The organism is Arenibacterium halophilum (genome assembly GCF_005938225.1).
Taxonomy (GTDB): domain Bacteria; phylum Pseudomonadota; class Alphaproteobacteria; order Rhodobacterales; family Rhodobacteraceae; genus Arenibacterium; species Arenibacterium halophilum.
The window spans coordinates 243,319-267,878 of the sequence record NZ_VCPC01000002.1 but is presented as its reverse complement, the minus strand read 5'-3'; the positions used below and the strand labels follow the sequence as shown (position 1 = coordinate 267,878).

General features: G+C 64.4%; 15 protein-coding genes and 1 tRNA gene. 4 read left to right on the top strand and 12 right to left on the bottom strand.

All coding sequences use genetic code 11. The features are described 5' to 3' along the window. Positions 1-3 precede the first annotated feature (3 nt). The 4 genes from FGK64_RS08070 to mraZ are packed head-to-tail and all read right to left on the bottom strand — an operon-like array spanning position 4 to position 3,686. Positions 4-1,791, bottom strand: a complete 1,788-nt coding sequence (locus FGK64_RS08070; RefSeq protein ID WP_138863305.1) for a peptidoglycan D,D-transpeptidase FtsI family protein — start codon at positions 1,789-1,791, stop codon at positions 4-6. Continuing rightward, the gene (ftsL, locus tag FGK64_RS08065; RefSeq protein ID WP_138863304.1) at positions 1,788-2,165 is read right to left on the bottom strand and encodes a cell division protein FtsL; all 378 of its coding nucleotides are present in this window, start codon (positions 2,163-2,165) and stop codon (positions 1,788-1,790) included. Before ftsL ends, FGK64_RS08070 begins: the two co-directional genes overlap by 4 nt. Beyond that, positions 2,162-3,169: a 16S rRNA (cytosine(1402)-N(4))-methyltransferase RsmH gene (rsmH, locus tag FGK64_RS08060; RefSeq protein WP_138863303.1), complete on the bottom strand. Its 1,008-nt coding sequence runs from the start codon at positions 3,167-3,169 to the stop codon at positions 2,162-2,164. Before rsmH ends, ftsL begins: the two co-directional genes overlap by 4 nt. Positions 3,170-3,173: 4 nt before the next feature. Further along, positions 3,174-3,686, bottom strand: a complete 513-nt coding sequence (gene mraZ, locus FGK64_RS08055; RefSeq protein WP_138863302.1) for a division/cell wall cluster transcriptional repressor MraZ — start codon at positions 3,684-3,686, stop codon at positions 3,174-3,176. Between the two features lie 1,571 nt (positions 3,687-5,257). On the opposite strand from mraZ, the gene FGK64_RS08050 reads away from it, so the two are divergent. After that, entirely contained in the window at positions 5,258-5,929 is a 672-nt protein-coding gene (locus FGK64_RS08050) for a peptidoglycan-binding domain-containing protein (RefSeq protein ID WP_138863301.1), read from the top strand. 74 nt (positions 5,930-6,003) lie between these two features. On the opposite strand, the gene FGK64_RS08045 is transcribed toward FGK64_RS08050, so the two are convergent. After that, the gene (locus tag FGK64_RS08045) at positions 6,004-8,415 is read right to left on the bottom strand and encodes an ATP-dependent helicase (protein WP_138863300.1); all 2,412 of its coding nucleotides are present in this window, start codon (positions 8,413-8,415) and stop codon (positions 6,004-6,006) included. Between the two features lie 132 nt (positions 8,416-8,547). Here FGK64_RS08045 and FGK64_RS08040 point away from each other — a divergent pair, with 132 nt between their 5' ends. The 3 genes from FGK64_RS08040 (at position 8,548) to FGK64_RS08030 (ending at position 13,723) form a co-directional block, all read left to right on the top strand. Next, positions 8,548-9,702 carry an alpha-hydroxy acid oxidase gene (locus tag FGK64_RS08040; protein ID WP_138863299.1) on the top strand — a complete coding sequence of 385 codons (1,155 nt, stop codon included), beginning with the start codon at positions 8,548-8,550 and terminating at the stop codon, positions 9,700-9,702. A 95-nt stretch (positions 9,703-9,797) separates the two neighbouring features. Continuing rightward, entirely contained in the window at positions 9,798-13,238 is a 3,441-nt protein-coding gene (locus tag FGK64_RS08035) for a pyruvate carboxylase (protein ID WP_138863298.1), read from the top strand. A gap of 410 nt (positions 13,239-13,648) precedes the next feature. Further along, positions 13,649-13,723 (top strand) — tRNA-Gly (locus FGK64_RS08030). A gap of 255 nt (positions 13,724-13,978) precedes the next feature. Here the strand turns inward: FGK64_RS08030 and FGK64_RS08025 are convergent. The 7 genes from FGK64_RS08025 to FGK64_RS07995 all read right to left on the bottom strand — a co-directional run bounded on the left by FGK64_RS08025 (position 13,979) and on the right by FGK64_RS07995 (position 24,551). Continuing rightward, a complete protein-coding gene (locus FGK64_RS08025; RefSeq protein WP_138863297.1) occupies positions 13,979-15,319 on the bottom strand; it encodes a peptidoglycan-binding domain-containing protein in 1,341 nt (446 codons plus the stop codon). 183 nt (positions 15,320-15,502) lie between these two features. After that, on the bottom strand, positions 15,503-17,071 hold the full coding sequence (locus FGK64_RS08020) for a formylglycine-generating enzyme family protein (protein WP_138863296.1): 1,569 nt from the start codon (positions 17,069-17,071) through the stop codon (positions 15,503-15,505). Beyond that, a complete protein-coding gene (locus tag FGK64_RS08015) occupies positions 17,068-18,264 on the bottom strand; it encodes an ABC transporter permease (RefSeq protein WP_138863295.1) in 1,197 nt (398 codons plus the stop codon). The genes FGK64_RS08020 and FGK64_RS08015 overlap by 4 nt, the downstream gene beginning before the upstream one ends. Beyond that, the gene (locus tag FGK64_RS08010) at positions 18,258-18,965 is read right to left on the bottom strand and encodes an ABC transporter ATP-binding protein (protein WP_138863294.1); all 708 of its coding nucleotides are present in this window, start codon (positions 18,963-18,965) and stop codon (positions 18,258-18,260) included. Before FGK64_RS08010 ends, FGK64_RS08015 begins: the two co-directional genes overlap by 7 nt. Positions 18,966-18,971: 6 nt before the next feature. Further along, positions 18,972-20,888, bottom strand: a complete 1,917-nt coding sequence (locus tag FGK64_RS08005; RefSeq protein WP_171054011.1) for a vWA domain-containing protein — start codon at positions 20,886-20,888, stop codon at positions 18,972-18,974. Then, positions 20,872-21,933, bottom strand: a complete 1,062-nt coding sequence (locus tag FGK64_RS08000; protein ID WP_138863293.1) for a hypothetical protein — start codon at positions 21,931-21,933, stop codon at positions 20,872-20,874. Before FGK64_RS08000 ends, FGK64_RS08005 begins: the two co-directional genes overlap by 17 nt. Beyond that, positions 21,930-24,551, bottom strand: coding sequence for a virulence factor SrfC family protein (locus tag FGK64_RS07995; protein ID WP_138863292.1), 2,622 nt, complete (start codon positions 24,549-24,551; stop codon positions 21,930-21,932). The genes FGK64_RS08000 and FGK64_RS07995 overlap by 4 nt, the downstream gene beginning before the upstream one ends. Positions 24,552-24,560 lie beyond the last annotated feature (9 nt).

Here is a 24,560-nt window from a genome sequence, read left to right as displayed (position 1 = left end):
CGGTCAGTTGGATGAGGTCAGGGTTACACCAGCCAGCACCTTGGGTTCAACGTCCGGTCGCAGCCCCAGCAGCGGCGCGATGCGCCCGATCAGCTCGGCCGCGACGGGAACGGCGGTCCAGCCAGCCGTGCGGCGCGGCTCGGACCCGGAATTTTCCGAGGGCTCGTCCAGCGTCACCACCAGCACATAGCGCGGGTCATGCGCGGGGAACATGGTGGCGAAGGTCGCGATCACCTTGTCCTCGTAATAGCCGCCGCGCGGTTTGGGCTTGTCGGCGGTGCCCGTCTTGCCCGCAACCGCGTATCCCGGCACTTCGCCCATAGAGGCAGAGCCTTCGGTCACCACCTGACGCAGCATTGTACGCGAGGCTTTGGCCACCTCTTCCGACATCACGCGGGGGCCGTATTGCGGGCCCTCCTTGCGCAGGATCGTGGGCGCAACATAGTGCCCGCCGTTGGCGATGGCGGCATAGGCGGCGGCCAGATGCATCGGGCTGGCGGACAGCCCGTGCCCATAGGAAATCGTCATCGCCGACAGCTCGGACCAGTTCGGCGGCAACAGCGGTTTTCCGCCGCTTGCCTCGACAATCTCGAAAGGCGTGGCATCGAAGAAGCCCAGCGCCGAGAGGAATTTCTGCTGCCGCTCGGCCCCGATCTGCTGGGCCATGCGCGCGGTGCCGATGTTCGACGACTTGGCGATCACCTTGGTGACCGACAACTCCTTGCCGTAATAGTGGAAATCGCTGATCCGGAACTTGCCCCAGCGCAGCGGGCCGCGAATGTCGATGATCGTCTCGGGCGTGACCAGCCCCAGCTCCATCGCCTGCGCGGCGGCGAAGATCTTGAAGGTCGAGCCGAGTTCGTACACGCCCTGCACCGCGCGGTTGAACAGCGGGCTGACCGAGGGGTCAAACCCCGAGGTCGGCGGGCGCGGACGGTCGTTCGGGTCGAAATCGGGCAGGCTGACGACGCTGATCACCTCGCCGGTATGGACATCCATCAGGATCGAGGCGGCCCCCTTGGCGTTCATGATCTTCATGCCGCCGTACAGCACCCGTTCGGCCGCGGCCTGCACCGTCAGATCCAGCGAGAGTTGCAGAGGCTTGCCCGCGTTGGCCGGGTCGCGCAGGTAGGTATCGAACTGTTTTTCCACGCCGGCGGTGCCGATCACCTCGGCCGCGTTCACCGCCTCCTTGCCGAAAGACGCGCCGCCCATCACATGGGCCGCCAGCGGGCCGTTGGGATACAGCCGCATCTCGCGCGCGCCGAACAGCAGACCGGGATCACCCAGATCATGCACCGCCTGTTTCTGCTCGGGGCTGATCTTCTTCTTGATCCAGACGAATTTGCGCTTGCCGGTGAAATCCTTGATCAACCGCTCTTCGCTGAGGTCGGGAAAGATACGCGCCAGCCCCTTGGCGGCGGCCTCGGGGTCGATCAGGATCGGCGGTTGCGCATAGAGAGAGTGCGTTTCAAAGTTGGTCGCAAGGATATGGCCGTTGCGGTCCACGATGTCGCCACGCTGCGCCGCGATCGGGGTGCCGCCCGCGTTGGCCAGCGGCTCGGCGGGCTCGGCGGTGGCAATCACGCCCATGCGCGCGCCAACCACGGTGAAGGCGCAGAAAAAGAACAGCCCAAGCACCAGCAGCCGCCCCTCGGCCCGGGCGCGCGACCTGTCCTGCATATCCTCGTGGCGACGGCGAATGTTCTCGCGTTCGATGGCATCGGGGTTTTCGCCCCGGTCGCGGGCGGAAAGGATACGGGCCAGCGGGCGCAGCGGCGTGCGGATCATGGGTTTTCCCCGCTATCAAGCATCGTCATCGTGGAAATGTCGATCGGGTTCACCACCGGCAACTCAAGCGACTCGCCCACTTCGGGCGGCGGCGGAAAGCTGACCTCGTCGATGCGGCTGAACTGATCGGGACGCAGCGGCAGCAGGCCCAGACGGTCGAAATTCAGCTCGGCCAGCTCGATCAGCCGGTCGGGGCGGTTCAGATAGGCCCATTCCGCCCGCAACACGCCCAGCCGGATTTGCGCCGCGCCAATGTCGCGCTGCAACCGCTGGGTCTGCTTCAGCACGGTCTGCGTGGCATAGTTTTCGCGATAGGCCCAGAACGCCAGACCAAAGACCGCCAGCGCGGTCAGGATATACACCAGGTTTCTCATGTGCGTCCCTCGCCCACCTGCGGCATTGAAATCTCGCGCGGCTCGACCGTTCCGGCGGGCGCATCGGTGCGCCGCGCAATCCGCAACCGGGCCGAGCGTGCGCGCGGATTCTGTTCCAGTTCCTCGGCGTCGGGCGCGATGGATTTCTTCGGCTCGGCCACGAATTGCGCCGGGCTTTCATCCTGCACCGGCGCATAGCGGTTGGCCTGCCCGCTTTGCCCCGCTCGCGCGGCAAGGAAGCGTTTGACCATACGATCCTCGACCGAGTGAAAGCTGACCACCGCCAGCAGCCCGCCCGGCTTCAACGCCCGCTCGGCGGCCATCAGCCCGCGATAGAGTTCTTCGTATTCGCCGTTCACCGCGATGCGCAGCGCCTGAAATGTGCGGGTCGCCGGGTGCGATTGCCCGGGCTTTGCGCGCGGCAGGCAGGATTCGACCAGCTTTGCCAGTTGCAGCGTGGTTTTTATCGGCGCCTCTTCGCGTGCCCGCAGGATCGCCCGCGCGATGCGGCGGCTGGCGCGCTCCTCACCGTAATGAAACAGGATATCGGCCAGCTGCGCCTCGCTCGCCGTCGCGACGATGTCAGCCGCGCTTGGCCCGTCCTGCGACATGCGCATGTCCAGTGGGCCGTCCTTCATGAAGGAAAAGCCCCGCTCGGCCAGATCCAGCTGCATGGACGACACGCCCAAGTCCAGCACCACGCCGTCCAAATCCTGGGCGTAGTCGTCCATCCTGGAAAACACGCCGGGCTGCATCACCAGCCGGTCGCCATAATCGCCCGCCCAACCCTGCGCCATCTGAAACGCCAGCGGGTCACGGTCCACCGCGATTACCCGCTCGGCCCCGGCCTGCAACAGCGCGCGGGTATAGCCACCCGCGCCGAATGTGCCATCCAGCCAGACCCCCGAAACGGGCGACACCCGCTCGATCAGCGGGCGTAGCAGAACCGGAACATGCGGGGCCTTGGGCGTGTCGGACGATGTATCTGGGCGATCCGGTGCCATGCGCCTACCCCTTCAGCTGGTCGGGCGTGATCCCGTCCAGGTACATCAGCGGGTCGAAATCCTCGGGCAATTCTTCCAGCGCCGCATCGGATTCGGCGGTTTCGATGTCATAGGCGTCGGGGTGCCAGATTTGAAACGTATCGCCCGCGCCGGCAAACACCGCCTCGCCGTCCAGCCCGATCCGATCGCGCAGTTTGGCCGGCAGCACAAGGCGGCCGGTCTCATCCACGCTCATCTGATAGCTTTGACGGTTGAAAAGGCGTTCCAGCGTCTTGCGCGGGCCCGATCCACGCGGCAAGGCGGCGATCTTGGCGTCCACTTCCTGGATCGCCTCGATGGTATAGCATTCAAGGTAGCCGCGGCGCTTGTCACCATAGACGATGACCAACTCGGGGTTGCCGCCCGCCTGCCAGTTCGGGTCGCAGGTTTCGAGCACACGGCGAAACTGGGCCGGGATCGAGACCCTGCCCTTGCTGTCCACCTTATGCTGGCTTTCGCCTCTGAACCTGCGGCTCACCTGCCCTGCCCTTTGTCCGCGCCCCCGCGAGTTGACCCCCAGAAATGAGAAACGGCGCGTTGATCTGCTGCCACTGATCAACCCGCCGCCCCTCGTCCCGCTGTGCGGGGTGTCCAGCTGCGCGCGCCACCTGGGGGGATGTCTGCTCGCCCGCGCGCCGGATCTCTTGGTCTGATGAAGCGAAGTGCCTGTATGAAACCTGCTTTTTATTGGTTCGGGGTCGTTTGTTGCCCCTGAGCTGTCTCGTCCTCATCCGATGACAGAGGGATGCCATGGGAGATCATGGGAAGCAAGAGAATTTTACGGGAATTTGGACCCGCCCGACCGGGAACGCAGCCCAAGATCGCTATATTTTTAAGAAGAACCCGCGAAGTCTTCGCGCATATAGATTTTCGTGACAAAACGCACACCATATATAGCCCCAAAGCGGCGACCTAAGAAATTCCCATCCATTCCCAGAAAAAAGTTCAACCTGCCCCAAACCGGCAGCACTGCAACACCCGATACGCCGGACACCCCACCGCAATCGGGGCGAATTCGCTCAAATCACGGCCCGTCACGGCCCCGTGATTCGGATGCTCGCAGAGTCTGTCCCATGTATTCCCACCGATCCCACAGCTTCCCACCGCAGTGGCGGCCCCGGGGGCAGCGTCATCCTGATTCCGACGCGAGTCGCGGACAACTCGCACCCCGCAAACAGAATGTGTGTCGCGAGAAAGGAGACGATAACTTTCGGCAAGACGGCTGTTGCGACATGGCGTCACAAAAATCGTGCCCGATGCAGAAACTGATGGCGCCACCAGCGTCACACCGCTCAGATCATATGCAATTCGCCCATTTCGCAGGCAAAATCATCCTATTTCCGTTAGGTCACGCAACAAAAGTTTCTCTGTTGCAGCACGAGCCTTTCCAAAAAACTCTGCCTATCCATGCGCTTGCCGCATAGCAGCATTGAAAAAGCATCTATTGTGCAAACGCAGCAATTCGTTATTTTGAGTATCGAAATAAGGCGCAACACAGCGCACTACCGGACACCAGGCCCAAAGGTCGAACGCCCGGACAGGAATTAAGAGATCAGGCACTCCTCTCCTCCTCCCTGGAGTGTCTGTGTTCAGCGGCGGCATCATCCTCCTCCCCGATGCCGTCGCACCTAATACCCCGGCTGAACGCCGGACCCGAATACACCTTGGGCCGCTCCTCCCTGTGCCCTTGGTGTTGCAAGAGAGCGGCGGCACCCTCCTCCTCCCTGGTGCCGCCGCGCCTCGAACCGAAATTCCCGGCACGACGCCGGAGCAGAATACACCTCGGGCCGCTCCTCCCTGTGCCCCTGGTGTTGTAAGAGAGCGGCGGCACCCTCCTCCTCCCTGGTGCCGCCGCGACCTTACCAAGATACCGGCAGATCAGCCGGGCCAGATACGTCCGGGGCTTCTCCTCCCTCTAGCTTCGGATGTTGCAACGAACGGCGACGCCCTCCTCCTCCCTTGGCGTCGCCGTTTTTGTTTTCTGCCTCGAAATTTCTAGGCCGACTCGCGCCGCCGCTGTACCCTCGCCCTATTTTTCAGGGGGTTTTCATGGGACTTTTGAAGCAAGGCAGCAAAGGCAAGCCCGTCGAGCGGCTGCAAACCGATCTGAACCGGCTCGGTGCCAAGCCAAAGCTCAAAGTCGATGGCATTTTCGGCCCGCTGACCAAAGCCGCCGTTCAGGCTTTCCAGAAAAAGGCCAAGATGAAACCCGATGGCGCGGTCGGCGGCCTTACCGAGGCGGCGATCCTGATGGGCGGCCCGCTGCCGGAAATGACAGCCACTGATGGCCGCATTCTGCAAAAGGCCGCCAAGGCCGAGCAAAAGAACAACGCTGCCTACGTCAACCTGATGGACAAGATCATGGTCGAAGGGATCATGCTGCGCCAAGCGGTCGAAGGCCATCGTGAGCTCGGCAAGAAGGCGGTGGAAAAGAACAAGGGGTATTGGGTCGCGCTCTTCGACGTGTTGACCAAGCTGACCAAGAAACAAGCTCAATTCGACTCGTTGTTGCTGATCGCCCCCAAAACCGCCGCCAAGCTGGTCCCGCAATGCGAACAGCTGGAACGCGAGGCAGAGGCGCTCGTCGCCCAGATGATGTCGGCCTACAAGGATATCAGCAAAGACATCGACGACGTGGTCAGCGAAGTGTCCTCGCGGTCGAAAACCATCACCGACCACGCAGGAAAACTGAACAAACTGGTCTCGCACCCGCTCAAATAACCCGGCTTCTTTGGGGCACAAATATCCCGGGGGAAGCCGCGCAGCGGCTGGGGGCAGCGCCCCCGCCGACCCTGCTAGAACGGAACGTCGTCGCTGCTGGTCACGAACCGCGCCACGACCTTCTTGACCCCGGCCTTCTCGAAATCGACTTCCAGCTTGTCGCCCTCGATCCCTGTCACCGCGCCATAGCCGAATTTCTGGTGAAACACCCGGTCGCCCATGGCAAAGGCGCTGACGGCGGTCATGTCGATCACCGTGCTGCGCACTTCGGACGGTTGCGCCGTGCCGCGCTGGCCCGCGCGCGACTGCAACCGCTTCCACCCCGGAGAGTTGTAGCCATCGGCATCGGCCATGCGCTGCTGCATCCCGCCGCTGACCGACCCGGCGGCGCCATAGCCGCCACCGTAGAGCCCCGGAGGCGTCAGCACCTCGACATGCTGTTCGGGCAATTCGTCGATGAACCGCGACGGCAGCGCCGATTGCCACTGGCCGAACACGCGGCGGTTCCCGGCAAAGGAAATGGTACAAATCTCCTCGGCGCGGGTGATGCCGACATAGGCCAGCCGCCGTTCTTCCTCCAACCCCTTCAGCCCGCTTTCATCCATGCTGCGCTGCGACGGGAACAGCCCATCCTCCCATCCCGGCAGGAACACGGCGGGAAATTCCAGCCCCTTGGCCGCATGCAGGGTCATGATTGTAACTTTCTGCTCCGCATCGGCCTGCTCGTTGTCCATGATCAGGCTGACGTGCTCCAGAAAGCCCTGGAGGTTATCAAAGCTTTCCAGCGCCTTGATCAGTTCTTTCAGGTTCTCCAGCCGCCCCGGTGCCTCTGGCGTCTTGTCGTTCTGCCACATGGCGGTATAGCCGGATTCGTCCAGAATGGTCTCGGCCAGTTCCAGATGGTCCAGCCCGCCGGGCTCCATCGGGGTGGGGCCGTCGTCCAGCACGCTGTCGTCGTCCCGGTCCAGCACGCGCTGCGGCCCGCGCGCCATGGCGGACCAGCGGTCGATGCTCTCGATCAGGCGACGCAGCTCGCCCCCGCCCTTGCCCTTGATCTCGCCGGCGTCCACAGCCATGCGTGCGCCTTCCACAAGGTTCACGCCATTGGCCCGCGCCACACGCTGAATCACCTGCTGCGCCTTGTCGCCAAGCCCGCGCTTGGGCGTATTGACGATGCGTTCGAACGCCAGATCGTCGTCGGGGCTTGTGACCACACGGAAATAGGCCATCGCATCGCGAATCTCGAGCCGTTCGTAGAATCGCGGCCCGCCGATGACCCGATAGGGCAGCCCGATGGTCAGGAACCTGTCTTCGAACGCGCGCATCTGGTGGCTGGCGCGCACCAGAATCGCCATCTGGTCCAGCCCCATCGGCCGCATTCCACGCGTGCCGCGCTGCATCGCCTCGATCTCTTCGCCGATCCAGCGCGCTTCTTCCTCGCCGTCCCAATGGCCGATCAGGCGCAGCTTTTCGCCCTCTTCCGCCTCGGTCCACAGCTCTTTGCCAAGGCGCCCCTGATTGCCCCGGATCACGCCCGATGCGGCGGCCAGAATATGCGGGGTCGAGCGATAGTTCTGCTCCAGCCGCACCACATGGGCGCCGGGAAAATCCTTTTCGAACCGCAGGATGTTGCCCACCTCGGCGCCGCGCCAGCCATAGATCGACTGATCGTCGTCGCCGACACAGCAGATATTCTTGTGCGCACTCGCCAGCAGCCGCAGCCACAGGTACTGGGCGACGTTGGTATCCTGATATTCGTCCACCAGAATATAGCGGAACCAGCGTTGATATTGCTCCAGCACGTCGGCGTGGGTTTGGAAGATCGTGACCATATGCAGCAGCAGATCGCCGAAATCGACGGCGTTCAACTCGCGCAGGCGGGTTTGGTACTGGGCGTACAACTCCGCCCCGCGGTGATTGTAGGCGCCCGCATCGGCGGTGGGCACCTTGTCGGGCGTCAGCGCGCGGTTCTTCCAGCCGTCGATGATATTGGCCAGCATCCGTGCGGGCCAGCGTTTGTCATCAATGCCTTCCGCCTGGATCAGCTGCTTCAGCAGGCGGATCTGATCGTCGGTATCCAGAATGGTGAAATTCGATTTCAGCCCGGCCAGTTCCGCATGGCGGCGCAACAGCTTGACACAGATCGCGTGGAAGGTGCCCAGCCAGGGCATCCCCTCGATTGACTGGCCCAGCATGTCGCCTACGCGGTTCTTCATCTCGCGCGCGGCCTTGTTGGTGAAGGTCACCGCCAAAATTTCGTTCGGGCGCGCCTTGCCCACCGACAGCAGGTGCACGATGCGCGCGGTCAGCGCCCGTGTCTTGCCCGTGCCCGCCCCCGCCAGCATCAGCACCGGCCCGTCCAGATGTTCCACCGCGTCGCGCTGCGCCGGGTTCAGCCCGTCCAGATAGGGGGCCGGACGCGCCGCCATGGCACGGGCCGACAGCGATGCCGCCTCGAAAGCGTCGATATCGTCGAAACTGCTCATGGCTCCTAGATAGACGATCGCCCGGCGATTGGAAAGAACCGTTCCACCTTTGTTCCTTCAATTCACGCCAAGTTTCGCGTGCGCTTTCGGGCAGCGCTAACAGTCTGGACATTTCCGAATCGAGCGACGCAAATGCCGCGCATGGACCTGCACAGCACCTTCCCCGGCGTCGATGATCTGAAGGCCCGCGCGCGACGGCGCGTGCCGAAATTCGTCTGGGAGTATCTGGACAGCGGCACCGGCTCCGAGGCGACAAAGGCGCGCAACCGCGCCGCGCTGGACCTGGTCGGCTTTGCGCCCTCGATCCTGCACGGCACGCAGGACACCAGCACCTCCTGCAGCTTTCTGGGCCAGGATTACCCCCTGCCCGTGGGGATTGCGCCGGTCGGCATGTCGGGGCTGATCTGGCCCGACGCCGAGTGCACCCTTGCCCGTGCCGCCGCCACCGCCGGCATTCCCTATTGCCTGAGCACGGTCGCCAGCCAGAGCCCCGAAGACCTCGCCCCGCATCTGGGCAAGAACGCGTGGTTTCAGCTGTATCCACCCAAAGATGAAGGCATCCGCCACGATATGCTGGCCCGCGCCCGCGACGCGGGGTTTACCGGGCTGATCCTGACGGTGGATGTGCCCGTCGCCTCGCGCCGCGAACGCCAGACGCGGTCGGGCCTGACCTCTCCCCCGGTGATGACGCCGCGCCTGCTGGCGCAGACCGCGCTGCGTCCCGCCTGGGCGCTGGGCATGGCGCGGCGCGGCATTCCGCATATGCGGATGCTCGACAAGTATATCAGCGGGGATCGCGCGCACCTGCCGCCAACCGCCCATGTGGGATACCTGCTGCGCACCTCGCCGGATGCCGAATACGTCAAATGGCTGCGCGATCATTGGGAGGGCGCGCTGCTGATCAAGGGCGTGATGCGCCCCGAGGATTGCGCCACGCTGGAACAACTGGGCGCCGATGCGATCTGGGTCAGCAACCACGCCGGACGCCAGTTTGACGGGGCCGCCGCAACAATCGAGGTGCTGCCCGCGATCCGCGAAGCCACCCGCCTGCCGCTGATCTTCGACAGCGGCATCGAATCGGGGCTGGATATCCTGCGCGCGCTCGCGCTGGGGGCCGATTTCGTGATGCTGGGCCGCGCCTTTCACTTTGCCCTTGCTGCGCTTGGCGCGGCCGGCCCGGCACACCTGATTGACATGCTTCAGCGCGACATGGTCGCAAATATGGGCCAATTGGGCGCACCCGTGCTGACCGACCTGCCCAAGCCGTTTCACCATACGCCCCTGTAACACCAGATGAATTTCCGCAGCTCCATTTTGCACCTGCGGCATGTTTACGCTGCGACAGCATTATCCTAGGCTTTTGCCGAACACGGAGAAGACCCATGCCAGACTTCAAGAAGATCCTGATCGCCAACCGGGGCGAGATTGCCATCCGCATCATGCGCGCCGCCAACGAGATGGGAAAAAAGACCGTCGCGGTCTATGCCGAGGAAGACAAGCTGGGCCTGCACCGCTTCAAGGCGGACGAAGCCTATCGCATTGGCGAAGGTCTGGGCCCGGTGGCCGCCTATCTGTCGATCCCGGAAATCATCCGCGTGGCGCGCGAGTCGGGCGCCGATGCGATCCACCCCGGCTATGGCCTGCTGTCGGAAAACCCGGAATTCGTCGATGCCTGTGACGCGGCGGGCATCACCTTTATCGGGCCGCGCGCCGAGACCATGCGCAAGCTGGGTGACAAGGCCAGCGCCCGCAAGGTCGCCATCGAGGCCGGCGTGCCGGTGATCCCGGCAACCGAAGTGCTGGGCGACGATATGAAGGCGATCAAGGCAGAGGCCGCCGAAATCGGCTATCCGCTGATGCTGAAGGCGTCCTGGGGCGGCGGCGGTCGCGGCATGCGCCCGATCGAAAAGCCGGAGGAGCTGGAAGACAAGGTCAAGGAAGGCCGCCGCGAGGCCGAGGCCGCCTTTGGCAACGGCGAGGGCTATCTTGAAAAGATGATCACCCGCGCCCGCCACGTCGAAGTGCAGATCCTTGGCGACAAGCACGGGAACATGTACCATCTGTTCGAGCGCGACTGTTCGGTCCAGCGCCGCAACCAGAAGGTCGTCGAACGCGCCCCCGCGCCCTACCTGAGCGAAGATCAGCGCGCCGAGATCTGCGAACTTGGCTATCGCATCTGCAAACACGTGAATTACGAATGCGCGGGCACCGTCGAATTCCTGATGGATATGGAGTCGGGCCAGTTCTACTTTATCGAGGTGAACCCCCGCGTGCAGGTCGAACATACCGTCACCGAAGAGGTGACCGGCATCGACATCGTGCGCGCCCAGATCCTGATTGCCGAAGGCAAGACAATTGCCGAGGCCACCGGCAAGGACAGTCAGGATGACGTGCGCCTGACCGGCCACGCGCTGCAATGCCGCGTCACAACCGAGGATCCGCAGAACAATTTCATCCCCGACTATGGCCGCCTCACCGCCTATCGCAGTGCGACAGGCATGGGCATCCGGCTGGATGGCGGCACGGCTTACGCGGGCGGGGTCATCACGCGCTACTACGATTCGCTGCTGACGAAGATCACCGCCAAGGCGCCGACGCCCGAGATGGCCATCGCCCGGATGGACCGGGCCTTGCGCGAATTCCGCATCCGCGGCGTGTCGACCAACATCGCCTTTGTCGAGAACCTGCTGAAACACCCGACCTTCCTGTCGAACGAATACACCACCAAGTTCATCGACACGACGCCCGAGCTGTTCAACTTCCGCAGCCGCCGCGACCGGGGCACCAAGGTGCTGACCTATATCGCCGACATCACGGTCAACGGGCACCCGGAAACCAAGAACCGCCCCCTGCCCGCCGCCGATCTGAAGGCGCCCAAGCCCCCCGCGCTGAGAGGTGAGCCAATGATGGGCACCCGCAACCTGCTGGAGCAGAAGGGCCCGCAGGCGGTGGCCGACTGGATGAAGGCACAGCGCCAGCTGCTGATCACCGACACCACGATGCGCGACGGGCATCAGTCGCTGCTGGCGACGCGGATGCGATCGATCGACATGATCAAAGTGGCGCCTGCCTATTCCGCCAACCTGTCACAGCTGTTCTCGATGGAATGCTGGGGCGGCGCGACCTTTGACGTGGCCTATCGCTTCCTGCAGGAATGCCCCTGGCAGCGCCTGCGTGACCTGCGCGAGCGGATGCCCAACCTGATGACCCAGATGCTGCTGCGCGGGGCCAACGGGGTCGGCTATACCAACTACCCCGACAACGTGGTCAAGTTCTTCGTGAAACAGGCCGCCGAAACCGGCATCGACGTGTTCCGCGTCTTCGATTCGCTGAACTGGGTCGAAAACATGCGCGTGGCGATGGATGCGGTGGTCGAGTCGGGCAAGATTTGCGAAGGCACGGTCTGCTATACCGGCGATCTGTTCGACCCGGACCGCGCCAAATACGACCTCAAGTACTACGTGGCGATGGGCAAGCAATTGCGCGACGCCGGGGCCCATATCCTGGGCCTCAAGGATATGGCGGGCCTGCTGAAACCCGCTGCCGCCCGCGTGCTGGTCAAGGCGCTGAAGGAAGAGGTTGGCCTGCCGATCCACTTCCACACCCACGACACCGCCGGGGTGGCCATCGCCACCATCATGGCCGCATCTGAGGCGGGCGTCGATGCGGTCGATTGCGCGATGGACGCGCTCTCGGGCAATACCTCGCAAGCCACGCTGGGTTCGGTGGTCGAGGCGCTGCGCCACACCGACCGCGACACCGGGCTCGACATCGGGGCGATCCGCGAAATCTCGGATTACTGGGAGGCGGTACGCGGCCAGTACGCGGCATTCGAATCGGGCATGCAGGCCCCGGCTTCCGAGGTCTATCTGCACGAGATGCCGGGTGGGCAGTTCACCAACCTCAAGGCGCAGGCCCGCTCGATGGGGCTGGAAGAACGCTGGCACGAGGTGGCGCAGATGTATGCCGATGTGAACCGCATGTTCGGCGACATCGTCAAGGTCACGCCTTCCTCCAAGGTGGTGGGCGACATGGCGCTGATGATGGTGTCTCAGGGACTGACACGCGCGCAGGTCGAAGACCCGAAAACCGAGGTGTCTTTCCCCGACTCGGTGATCGACATGATGCGCGGCAACCTCGGCCAGCCGCCGGGCGGTTTTCCCGACACCATCCTCAAGAAAGTGCTGAAAGGAGAAAAGCCCAATCTCGACCGACCAGGGCTAAAGGCCGCCCCGGTAGACATCGAAGAGACCCGTGGCAAACTTTCCGCCGAGTTGGAAGGCATGAGCATCGATGACGAGGATCTGAACGGATACCTCATGTATCCCAAGGTCTTCCTGGATTACATGGGCCGCCACCGCAGCTATGGCCCGGTGCGGACGCTTCCAACCCATACCTTCTTCTATGGTATGGAACCGGGCGAGGAAATCAGCGCCGAGATCGACCCCGGCAAGACTCTGGAAATCCGCCTGCAAGCCATTGGCGACACCGACGAAAAGGGCGAGGTGAAGGTGTTCTTCGAGTTGAACGGCCAGCCCCGGGTGATCCGCGTTCCGAACCGCCTGGTCACCGCCGCAACAGCCGCACGCCCCAAGGCAGAAGCCGGCAACCCCAACCACATCGGCGCGCCGATGCCCGGCGTTGTCGCCTCGGTCGGCGCAAGCGTCGGACAGAAGATCAAACAGGGCGACCTGCTGCTGACCATCGAAGCCATGAAAATGGAAACCGGCCTGCATGCCGAACGCGACGGCACCATCAAGGCCGTTCACGTCACCCCCGGCACCCAGATCGACGCCAAGGACCTTTTGGTCGAATTGGAATAACCCGCGTGCGCGCCGCCAGATAGCCGCGGCGCGCCCCTTCTTCTTTGAGCAATTCTTCTTCGGGGCAAAAATATCCCGGGGGAGTCCCGCAGGGACGGGGGCAGCGCCCCCAACCCATTGTATTGCCACCTCCCTACGGTGGGGGCAGAACTCTCAGCGCCTCAGACCAGGTCATAGGGCGTCACCGGCCTGACACCCTAGCTGATCAGCAACGCAACGAAGATCAGCGCGCCCAGAATCGCTATTTTTATCGTTTGCAGGTACTTCATCCGCGAACACTCCCATTGGACCTCGCAAGATACAAACGCAGGATCGGCCGTTTTCCGTCGCGCGGCAAGAAAATTTTCGTAAGCCGCGATTTTCCTCTTGCAGCCGATCCGAGATATTTATACATCCGCCCTCACAAGGAAGCGGGCGTAGCTCAGGGGTAGAGCATAACCTTGCCAAGGTTAGGGTCGGGCGTTCGAATCGCCTCGCCCGCTCCAAAATCAACCGACACCCACGGTTGAAAACAAAGCTGCCCTTTGGGCGGCTTTTGTTTTTTTGCCAATCCAGTCGCTTACCTGTCAGGCACAAAAAAGCTGCACGGATTTTTTATTCCCACCAGGCCCGCGACAAGAAGAAGGGGCTCTGCCCCCGTCCCTGCGGGACTCCCCCGGGATATTTCTGCCCTAAAGAAGCAAAAAGCCCCGACCGTTTCTGGCCGGGGCGATCATTGCGTATCGGAGCGTATGACTGGCTCAGTTGCCCGAAGGCGCCGGGAAGACCGGCAGGCCCGCCGAGGCGCCACCACTGGCCGACCCTTGGCTCGCATCCTGCAGCACGGCGACGCGGTCCTGAGACTGGCCCATCACGGCAGCGCCAGCGGTCGAAGTGACTGCGTTCAGCGCCAGAGACATCCAGGCGCCGGATTTGGCTGCATCCGCCTGAGCGGTGCCAAAGCCTTCGCGCATGTGGTGGCTGACAGCTTCGCCATACCCAAGCTGACCGGCAGCCGAGAGCAGCACGGCAGAGGCCAGCGCCATTTCCGCGTTGTCGGTGCGATACCCAACCCCGAGGCAGACCTTGCCGCCCGAGATCAGCTGCGCCATCGGCTGGCCCGAACCTTGCAGCACGGCCGAGGCGTCGCTTATGACCATGTCGGGGCGGGCTGTCGGCAGGGCCGAAAGCTGCGGCTTGATGACTTGCGCCAAACCCTGGCACTGCTGTTCGATCTGCGCTTCGGTCAGGTTCGGGATCGTGGCGGTGATCGAGTTCGATTCAGCCATCGCATGAGTCCGGGCGAGGCAGAATTGTTCGTTCAGCGCGAATTCCGAATCCGTCACCCGGCCGGGCGCCGTGATGCCGCCATTGGCAGCGGTGAGCACGTTGATCTCGCTGCAGTGCTGGCTGACCGAGCGATCGGCCTGACCGAAGGTGAATGATGGCAGCGATGCATTGTCGGACCGGGTGGTGACCGAAACAGGCTCGGTCGGGGCCGGCGTCGCAGCCGGGGCCGGTGTTGGTGCAGGCATTGGCTGAGGCGCGGGGGCCGTTGCCACCGGAACAGGTGCCGGCGCAGGCGCCGGAGCCGGCGCGGGTTGCACCGCTGTGGTGGTCGAGATGCCCAGCTGCTCGTTGCGATAGGTCCGCAGCAGTCCGGCCGGGCCCTGCTGCGCGACGATCTGGTTATATGGCGCCACATGCGACGAGGCCATCGCGCGCTGGTGGCTTCCCAGCAGGAAATCACGTTCGTAATCGTCCAGACCGCCATCGGGGTTGAACCCCATCTGCGCCTGATACTGCGAAATAGCTGCGCGCGAGCGGCTGCCAAGTGACCCGTCGACCGTACCGGCATTGTAGCCAAAGTAGTTCAACGCGGTCTGGACCTGACGGTTCTGGGCGCGCTGCGCGCTATAGGCGGCGCTGGAACCCGAGGACACCGTGCGGCGACGCTTGTTCTTGTTGATTTCGTTGACGATGATCCCGCCAAGCAGGGCACCGCCCAGCAGCGCCGCGCCGCGATCGGCCTGCGCGCGCTCCACCGGAAAGACGATCACGCTGGCAGCCATCAGGGATGCGCAAAGATTTCGTTTCAACATTTCAAAAACCTCCGAAGCCAGCCCCTGTTGCGCCCGGCAGAACGGGCCCGGGGAACCGGGAAAAACGACTTTACCTAGAACAACACCCGAACAAACCCCCGGCTGAAAGTCAAGTTTTCTGATCCCGCCCAAGCCGAATCCAGCAGTTTGCAGCGCAATTGTGATCGGCGCGTTTCATCGGAGCTAGTTCAGCGCAAGGTCCAGCAGCGCCTCGGGGTCAAGATCGGGCGCGGCGGAATAGCTCTCCAGATCGGCCCAGAACCGGTCGAGCACGGGCAAAAGCGCCTGCCGTCCCGCCAGTGTCAACTCTTCGCGCAGGACGTTGTAGGCCGCTTCGCGCAGGGGGGCGGCAACATCAGCAGTCAACGTATCCAGCGCGGCGCGGAACGACAGCAGATAGGTCGCGCGTTCGCGGCGCAGCGCATCGGTTTCGACCACGTGTTTCGCGACCTGCCGGGCGTAGACGGCGCTTTGGTTGCCCGCCCTTTGCAGGTCGATCAGCATCCGGATCCCGGCCTGTTTCGCGGCGATGTCGGCCTCGGTATCGCCCAGCATCTCGACAAAGATCGCCCCTGCTAGAAGCGTGGCGCGGGCCGATTGCTGCTGGGCACTCTGGGCCTGATCGCTGGTGCGGCGGAAGGCCAGTTTCAGATCGTCCAGCGCCGCGCCGCGAACCGGATCGGATTCCGCCTCGATCAGGTCGGACAATATCGCGGTCGGGTCCAGTTCACCGCTGTCTGTCGGACGGCGGGCAAGGCTTTCAGCCAAGGCGATCCAGCGGCTGCGGATCGCGCGCAGCCGCGCGTCGGACGTGGCAATGGGGGCCGAGATCACGAAACGCGCGCCAAAGGTTTCAAAAGCCAGCGGTGCGCCGGTGCGGGCATCAAAGGGCGGATATTCGGTGCGCTGCGCGCTGTAGACCTGCCGCGCGTCCGACAGGACGGACCCGCCGCGCGTGACGATGCCCCCCACCTGCCCGCCATCGCGACCGATGGCGTTCAGGCGGAACGGTTCCAGCATCAGCTCTTCCGCGTTGCCGTAAACGTCGAACAATCCCAGCGGGTTGGCCGCGCGCAACCCGATCGGCCCCAGCTGGCCGCGTGATGATCCGTTGCCCTGGAACCGCGCAAAATCCTGCAACGCGCCGTCGCCGAAGAAATGGCGCGCGGGAAATTGCGTCGGCTCGACCTTGGCGCCGCCGCGGGTGGCATATTCCCACTCGGCCTCGGTCGGCAGGCGCAGGAAGCCCGGAGCGCCGTCGGTGGCGGGCAGATCTGCCACCTCGTTCGCGATCAGCCACTCGGTATAGGTCGCGCTCAGTTGCACCGCCTGGAACCAAGACAGCGTGCCCTGCGCCAGCCGGTCGGCTCGGCCCGGCGCGCTGCAATCGCCGCGCAGGGCGCGCACCTGGCCTTGTGTCAGCTCATACCGGGCGATGTAGTAGAACGTCGTGCCGCCGTCGCCTTCGGTGAAGGCGCCGCGCAGGAACCCCGCGCGCAGATAGTCGGAAAAGCCGGTTTCATCCTGCGTCTGGCCCAGGCGCAGGCGCCGGTCGGCCAGCGGGTCGCCGGGTTCGACGGGCACGACGACCTTCTGAAAGGCCATCGACGCGCCGCAGGGCATGGGCAGCACCAAATCGGCTGGCGCGCCGGCTTCGGCCGCAGGATCGTACAGGTCAACCGGCCAAGGCGCGTCTTGCGCAGCGGCCGGGCCTACCAGCGCACAGGCAAGGAAGAGTGCGCGCGCCTTCATATCGCGTCCCGCAGGATTGTGGCCGGGTCGATCCGTTGCGCCCGCCATGCCGCCGCGCCTGCGGACAGCATCACAAGCGCCAGCAAGGCGAGTGCGATCAGCGCGCCCTGCCCCGGCGCGATCACCGCCAACGGTGCGCCCTGCGCCATCTCGGCCCTGAACAGCCAGCCGGCCCCCCGCGCAGCCAGCGCATACAGCACGAAAGACGTCGCCAGCCCAGCGGCGGCCGTCACCACCGCCTGTACCAGCGGAAACAGCGCAAGTTGCCACGGCCCCAGCCCGATCAGCGCGATCACCGCCAGCACCGCGCGTTTGCGCACCACATGCGACCAGAACCCCAGCACCAACGCCGCACCAAGCCCCAGCGCCGCCAAAGCCGCCGTGCCTGCCAGCGCCAGGTTGAGCTTGCGCCCCAAGGACAACAGCGAGTCGACCTCGCGCGTGCGGGCGGTCGTGCCAAGACCAAGCTGCGTTTCAACCCGGGCTTGGAGCGCGCCCAGTTCTTCCAACCGGCGGGCATAGAGCCGCGCACCGGCATAGGCCGGGGTGCGCGTGGCCAAATCCTTACCCGTGTCGATGCCATAGTCGGGAAGGCTGTAGGAATCGTAAAATGCCTCGATCAGATCCAGCGTTTCGAACCGCGCCAGCACCGCCCGCCCCGAGGCCGCGCCGGGGGCCAGCACCAGCGCCACGCGCATCGGCAGAACCAGCTGGCGGGGGCGGTCTTCGGCCTGCGATACCAGCTGGATCGCGTCGCCGGGCGCCAGGGTCAGCTGCTCGGCCAGTTGTGCGCTGATCGCCACCTCATCGGCAGCCAGATCGGCGCCATCCGGCAAGGTCGGATCGCCCGCGCCCGACGGGATCACCAGCGCCGGGCGCATCCGGCGGCCATCAACCGCGCGCACGTTCATGAAATCGAACTGGCCCCGCACGCGCGGCGTGACAAAGGCCACCTCGGGCCAGTCACGGATCGGGGCGATGTCTGCCTCGGACAGGGTGGCATTGCCCGCCGTGTCGATCTGAAGGTTGGCCGGATCGGCCAGCATGTCACCTACTAGCGCGGAATACACGCCGTTCTTGACGCCGAACAACACCAGAAGCGGAACAAGGATGCCAACCATGATGGCGATGTTGCACAGCGTGAAAAACCTGTCACGCCAAAGATCGCGCATGGCAAGCGAGAGGATCACCATGGCATCTCCTCCGCTGTCGAGATCACCTGCCCGCCCGCCTCGCGCTGGCTGGTCAGGTGCACCCGGCGCAGGCCAAATGGCGCAACACGGGAGTGATCGTGCGACGACAGGATCACGGCGCAGCCATCCTGCGCCGCCGTATCCAACAACAGTGCCAGAACGTCGCTGGCGGTGTCACCGTCCAGCGCGGCGGTGGGTTCATCCGCGATGATGACGGGCGGGCGATGGGCCAGCGCGCGCGCCACCGCCACGCGCTGGCGCTGACCGATCGACAGCGCGCCCGGTCGCAACGCGGCCACCGCCGTCAGCCCGAGCCGTTCAATCAACGCGCCCACGCGCGCGGCATCTTCGCGTCCCGTTACCCGCTGCGGCAGGGCCACATTCGCGCGCACATCAAGAAAAGGCAGCAAGCCCCCGGTTTGCGGCACGAATCCGAACATGCGGCCCCGCAGCGCGGCCAGTTCGGCCCGTCGCGCCCATGTGCCGGCAAGATCGATTTCCCGCCAGACGTAGCGCGTTTCGGGATCAGGGCGACGCAGCAGGCCCAGCACTTCGAGCAGCAGCGTCTTGCCCGAGCCACTGGCCCCGGTCAGCGCCACGGCCTGCCCCGGGGCTATCGCAAGATCGTCGACAGACACCCGGAACGCCCTGTCGCCATCGCGCAGCGAAACCGAGGCATCGTGAAGGTGCAGCCCCTCCATCACCGCCTAGGGCAGAACGTCGAACGGCATGGCAAAGACATATTCACCATCGGGTGCGCCGTCATACAGCGGTGTCCAGACATCGGGGTTCAGCAGCCACTTGCGATACTGCACCAGCTTCTGCCGCATCCCGTCCAGAATCTGGCGCCGGTTCATCGCGCTTTGCGCCCAGCGATCCTCGGTCGTCAGCATCAGCTGGCTTTCGTAGGGCAAATCCTCGAGAAATTCCAAAGCGCCGCCCAGCGTCTCCGACTCTGTATTCACCAGTCGGTCGGGGTTCTGCGCCATGCGGGCGACAACGTCGCGCACCTGCGTAAAGAAATTGGCCGCATCCTCGGCCCCGCGCGCCTGTTCCCCCAGCGTCAGCAGTTGCGACAGCAGATCGGCCATAGTCGCCATTTCATTCTTGGTCACCAGAAGCCGGGGTTCGATTGCCAGGCGCGCCGGATCTTCGATGGCTTTTTCCGACACCCAACCTTCGATCACATCGGGCGCCTGCGCGCCTTCGCGACGGCCCAGATAGGCCAGCTGCATCGCCAGGCCGAGGTTCACCAGCTCTTGCCCGGTTTCCTCGGTCGAGAGCACCGGCGCCTCGTCACGGGCGGTGCGGATCACATCGGTGATCGCGGTGACGACGCGGCGCACCGTGGCCTCGAATGCCTCGGGCGCGCCATTGTCGATGCCATAGTAAAATGTATCGTCGTTGAACCGGCTGAGTTCGCGATAGGCGCCTTCGGCATAGGCGTGCTGGGCCTCGCCGCCTGCACGGGTCTTCAGATGCAGCGTCATGATCGCCACGCCCTTGTCCTGCGCGGCGCGCTGCACTTCGCGCGCCCCGATCTGCGAGCGTGCGTTGGGGTCGCGCACATCCTTGGGACCGGCGTCGGTGATCAGGATGACGATCCGCGCATCGAACGGGTCGCCCCCGCCCGCCGTCCAATCGGTCAGATCCACCGCATCTTCGACCCCGGCAAGGCTGTCTTCGTTGAAACCGGGCGAATCCACCGAGGCCACGTTTGTGGCCGCGCGGATCGTCGCCAGCACTTCGGACTGGTCGGCACGGCGTTGCAGCGGCAGCAGCGTGCGGGTGCGATATTCCAGTTCGGGCGCGGCCTCGGTGTTGTCGCGAAACGCCGTGACTCCGAATTGCACCCGATCGCCGGTTTCGGTGCCGCGAATGTCGCGCACGACTTGTTCCACAGCGGCCTGCGTGCGCGCGATATAGGGCTCCATCGATTGGGTGGTGTCGAACACGAACACCACGCCTGCATCGAACCCATCGTCCTGAGGCTGCGACCGGCCCTCTTCGCGCAGGGGAACCGAGGCAACCTGCATCAGCAGGTTCTCTTCGTAGTTCAGCGGGTGCAGATCCTGCGTGAAATCAAGGATCGGCATCAGGTACAGCTGATCGACGATGTTCACGAACACGGGCGGTTCGGCAGCCACCACGCCGCGCTCTGGCGGCACGGTGTCCGAGGCGATCTGATCGAGCAGTTGGTCCTGCATCTCGCGCAGGGCCTCGTGTTCCATCAGGGCGCGCAGCTGGTCTTCTGTCTCAAACAGAACCTGACGCTGACGCCCGGCCGGGTTGGTGAAAGCGGCAACGATATTCTGCTTCCAGTCGACGACGGTATCGGCCTTGACCCATGCCTCGGGGCCGGAACTGATCGAGCGGCCCACCTGATACCAGCCCGCCTGCTCACCATAGACGTACAGCGGCTGAAAGGCCGGATAGGCACCTTCGGGCGCGGCATCCACAGCCTGAAAGCGTTCGGCGCCGGGGCGGGTCAGCACGCGCTGGTACACGCTTTGCTTGCCTTCCACCAGCAAGGGTCGTGCGGGTGTCTGCGCCGCCAGCGGTGCAGGCATCGCAGCCATCACCGCCATCGTGGCCGCAACGGCCAACCTAGTTACAATAATCATCCAAAGCCCCCCTGGCCAATGTCGACGTATCCTGTTCCAGCCGCGCGCAGGTGGCCTGAAGCCGCCCCGACGCCCGCGCCAGCCCGGCATCAGCCGCGCGGGCGTAATATTCGGCGGCGCGCGTATCATCCGCGCTGAAGGTCAGTCCGATCCGTTCCTCGACATCCGTATCCTGTTCCGTGCCATCATATAGGGTGGCCATCAACAAAAGCGCGTCTGGATCGTCGCGTGCCACATGGGTTTCAACCACGGTGAGCGCAATATCCGGGGTGACCTGATCGCCGCAGGCGCGCAGTTGCGGCGCGACAGCGCTGAAACTGCCCGGAATGGACAGCAGCGGGGCAAGCCCACACTGATTGCCGGGATCGGTGACCGGCTGCGCGACAGGTTCGGCGGCCGGAACCGCTTCGGCCACCGGCTCGTAGGTCGGCGTAGGCCAGAACCACCACGCCGCGACGGCTGCAGGAAGTGCGAGAAGCAGCAGAAGCCATGGCCAAAGCCGCCTGCGCGGCTTGGTGCCGGACTTTGGCTCTGCGCGCAACGGCTTGCGCGGTTCCGGCTTTTTTGGCGGTTCTGGTACAGGGCCGGGTTCGGGTTCCGGGGCCGGCTCAGGTGCCTGCAAAGGCGCGGGTGCAGGTTCGGGCGCCGGTTTGCGCAGCGGTCGGATGCCGCCCAGCACGGCAGCCCCGGCGCGCGGCGGCACGTCATCGGGCCAGATCACCGCATAATCGCCGCCAGCGATACCCAGCCGCAGCGACATGTACTCGCCAACCTGATTCACAATCTCGGGGCCAACACGCACCCAATCGGCGCTTTCATGGCGATAGACGGTATAGGGCCCGAACGCATGAGGATCGGCTTGCCAATGCGGCTCTCCCACCGGCACCGGTGCGCCCGGCGCCGCATCCAGCCCGAGCCAGCGTTCGCCAAAGGCGTCGAACACCGTCAGCGTCACCTGATCTTCGGCCAGCGTGCCCTCGGGCAGCTCGAAAAACGCGTAGCCACCCGCAGGTTCCTGCGGATCTGGATGGACCTGAACGGTCACGCAGGGCTCTCCAGCTGGGCAAGGATCCGGCCCAGCGCAAGGTTCTGTTCAATGTCGATCTCTCCGCCTGCGCCATCCTTTGCGTTGGCCTGAAACATCGCGTCCAGCGCGAACACCCAATCCGTCCACATGGTTTCTGCCATGTTGCGTGGCTGTGGCGGCAGGCCGTCGACCGTGTCATGTGCAGGCCGGGCGCGAAACACCGGGCGTGTGCCGCCATTTGCGTCCTGAACCTGTGGGCGCTGGCTCTCGGGCTGATCGTCCATGCCCAGCGTGGCGACAAAGCTGTTGATCCGTTCGGCCCCCAGGATTGCAGCGGGCGGTGCCTGCTTTTCGACCGAGAGCCCGAAATTCACAGCCTCGAAGGCGCGGGCAATGCGCGCCAACAGTCCGGTACGGCGCACCGCGTGGATCAATTCTGCCACCAGATCGCCGGCGGCGGGTTCGCCAAGACCAAAGGCGGCAAGCCGCGCGCGATCATCGCGGAACGCCTTCAGCGCGTCGATCCAGCATTCCAGCGCGGTTTCCGCCTGAAACTGCTCCAGCGTCATGGTCCGGATGTCGGATGCCGCCGCTTCGGGCGCGCGGGCCTCGGCCGGGCGCGGACGGCCCGGACGTTGCGGACCGCGGCGCGCGGGTTCCGCCCCTGCCCCGCCAACGGCACTGGTGATCCGCACGGAACTTGGCACACGGCCAATCCGCGCCTCGATCAGGTCCTGATCAACCGTCAGCCCCGAAAGAACCGCACCGAACTGATGCCGTGCCAGCACCTGTTCCAGATCGTCGATCACGCGGTTTGCGGCCTCCTGCGCCTGGGCGACGCGCTGCTCGACATCATCCGAGACGTGATAGGGTTGCATTGCGCGCGCCAGCTCGGCCCGGATCGCATCCAGTTGCACCGCGATCTGGCGCAGCTTGCTGTCGGGTTTGCAGACGCGAGCCAGCTGTTCGGTCAGATAGGTCACCCCGCCATCGTTCAGCTGCATTGCTGCATCCCAGGCGCGTTCGGGTTCGGCAAAGTGGCGGCGCACTGGCGGGGCCGACAGACAGCCCGACTTCAGCTCGGCCAAGCGCGCCTGTTTCTCGGGGCGCAGGCGCAGTTCGCGCCGGGCGTCATCGTATTCAACAAGACCGTCGACGTAATAGTTGGGGTTGCGCAGCCAATAACAGTTCTCGAACGGCTGCCCCGGGGTCCATTCATCCACCCAAGGGTCCTGCCCCCGGCCAAAGCGTTCCAGCAAGGACGCCTGCATCCGCCGTTCAAACCGCGTTTCCACGCCGCCATCGGCCGCGGATTCGCCCAATTGCATGTCGAATTTCGTCAGCACGAAGAACAGCACGTTGTCCGTCAGCGCGCGCTGCTCGGGCGTGTCACCGTGGGTGCGCGCGATCCATGTGTCGACCAACCCGGGCAGATCAAGCGTTTCCATGTTCGACCCGGGCACGCACAACAGCATCGAGGTGATTTCCTGATGTTCGACGTAGCGGTCGAACAGATACGCGACTTTCCCTCGCAACAGCAGCTGATGCAGGTTCTTGTCGAGATCGTTCAACGTCTTGTCGAGCGGCTCTTCGAACCGGTTGCGGGCACCGGGGAAATCCAGCAGATCAGTGCGCCCGAAAAGTTCCGAGGGGCGATCCTGCATCGGAAACACCAGCTCAGCCGCCAGCGCGCACAGCTCGGCTCGCGGCAGGCGCAGTTCACGCCCCGCCTCAGTCCGGATCGCGACCGGCGGGCCCACATCGGCCCCGCGCAGCCCGGTCAACGTTTTGACGTCGATGATGGATTGACCGCGCGGGATCAGGGCGGCGCGTTCGGCATGCACCACCTCTGCGTGGTCAAGCGTGGCCAGCGCGCGGGCCAGTTGGGCATACAGGTCGCCCAGCGCGGAATGACGCCCCCAGAGCACGGAAAAGAAACCGGCGCGGTCTTCGATCCCAAGTCGCGGTGCGATCTCGGCCGCTTCCTCCCAAAAGGGTTTCAGCGCTGCGGCATAGGCGCTTTTGCGGAATGTGGCTTCGACATATTCGGCGATATCCAGCACGCCATCGCCGTCGAGCCCAGGCTGCACCGCCCCGGCCCGCGCCTTGTAAGTGTCAAGATGCGCGGAAAGATCAGAGACGTCGATCGGCTCTTCCGATCCGTCGCCATCGTTGAAGAAGGAATTGACCACGATGCGGATCAGGTCGGATTCCGACAGCAGCGACAAGCGGATGGGAAATCCTTCGGGCGTCGGCTGACGCTCCATCGTGAAGCGCGTGACCAGCCCCGTGCTTTCGCCTTCGCCCTCGGGATTGACCTCGGCGATGTAATCCATCGCGCCGCCGTCATAGGCACCCACCAGCCGCCCGCCTTCGGGGCGCGCCAGAACCGACACAAGAAACGATTTGCCCGCCTGGCTGGGTCCGAAAACCGATACCGACATCGGCGTTTCCGCAGCCCGCGCCAGCCGTCGGCTGCGCCGGATCGACCGCCCCATCATGCGCGAGAGCGAGCGCGCCTCGGCCCCGACCATATCAGCGTTTTCGGGACGCGCGATCCAGTCGCGGGCCTGCGCCGTCAGATCGGCGACCTCGGCGCAGTCGCGGGCCAGCTGTTCCTGCTCTGGCGTCGTCATGGGCGGGAA

What these genes read in the sequence shown, in the direction of transcription:
- FGK64_RS08040 (WP_138863299.1), top strand. Translation starts at nt 8,548, where the DNA reads ATGCCGCGCATGGACCTGCACAGCACCTTCCCCGGCGTCGATGATCTG.
- FGK64_RS08045 (WP_138863300.1), bottom strand. Translation starts at nt 8,415, where the DNA reads ATGAGCAGTTTCGACGATATCGACGCTTTCGAGGCGGCATCGCTGTCG.
- FGK64_RS08010 (WP_138863294.1), bottom strand. Translation starts at nt 18,965, where the DNA reads ATGGAGGGGCTGCACCTTCACGATGCCTCGGTTTCGCTGCGCGATGGC.
- FGK64_RS08070 (WP_138863305.1), bottom strand. Translation starts at nt 1,791, where the DNA reads ATGATCCGCACGCCGCTGCGCCCGCTGGCCCGTATCCTTTCCGCCCGC.
- FGK64_RS08005 (WP_171054011.1), bottom strand. Translation starts at nt 20,888, where the DNA reads ATGATTATTGTAACTAGGTTGGCCGTTGCGGCCACGATGGCGGTGATG.
- FGK64_RS08015 (WP_138863295.1), bottom strand. Translation starts at nt 18,264, where the DNA reads ATGGTGATCCTCTCGCTTGCCATGCGCGATCTTTGGCGTGACAGGTTT.
- FGK64_RS08035 (WP_138863298.1), top strand. Translation starts at nt 9,798, where the DNA reads ATGCCAGACTTCAAGAAGATCCTGATCGCCAACCGGGGCGAGATTGCC.
- FGK64_RS08050 (WP_138863301.1), top strand. Translation starts at nt 5,258, where the DNA reads ATGGGACTTTTGAAGCAAGGCAGCAAAGGCAAGCCCGTCGAGCGGCTG.
- FGK64_RS08025 (WP_138863297.1), bottom strand. Translation starts at nt 15,319, where the DNA reads ATGTTGAAACGAAATCTTTGCGCATCCCTGATGGCTGCCAGCGTGATC.
- FGK64_RS07995 (WP_138863292.1), bottom strand. Translation starts at nt 24,551, where the DNA reads ATGACGACGCCAGAGCAGGAACAGCTGGCCCGCGACTGCGCCGAGGTC.
- ftsL (WP_138863304.1), bottom strand. Translation starts at nt 2,165, where the DNA reads ATGAGAAACCTGGTGTATATCCTGACCGCGCTGGCGGTCTTTGGTCTG.
- rsmH (WP_138863303.1), bottom strand. Translation starts at nt 3,169, where the DNA reads ATGGCACCGGATCGCCCAGATACATCGTCCGACACGCCCAAGGCCCCG.
- FGK64_RS08020 (WP_138863296.1), bottom strand. Translation starts at nt 17,071, where the DNA reads ATGAAGGCGCGCGCACTCTTCCTTGCCTGTGCGCTGGTAGGCCCGGCC.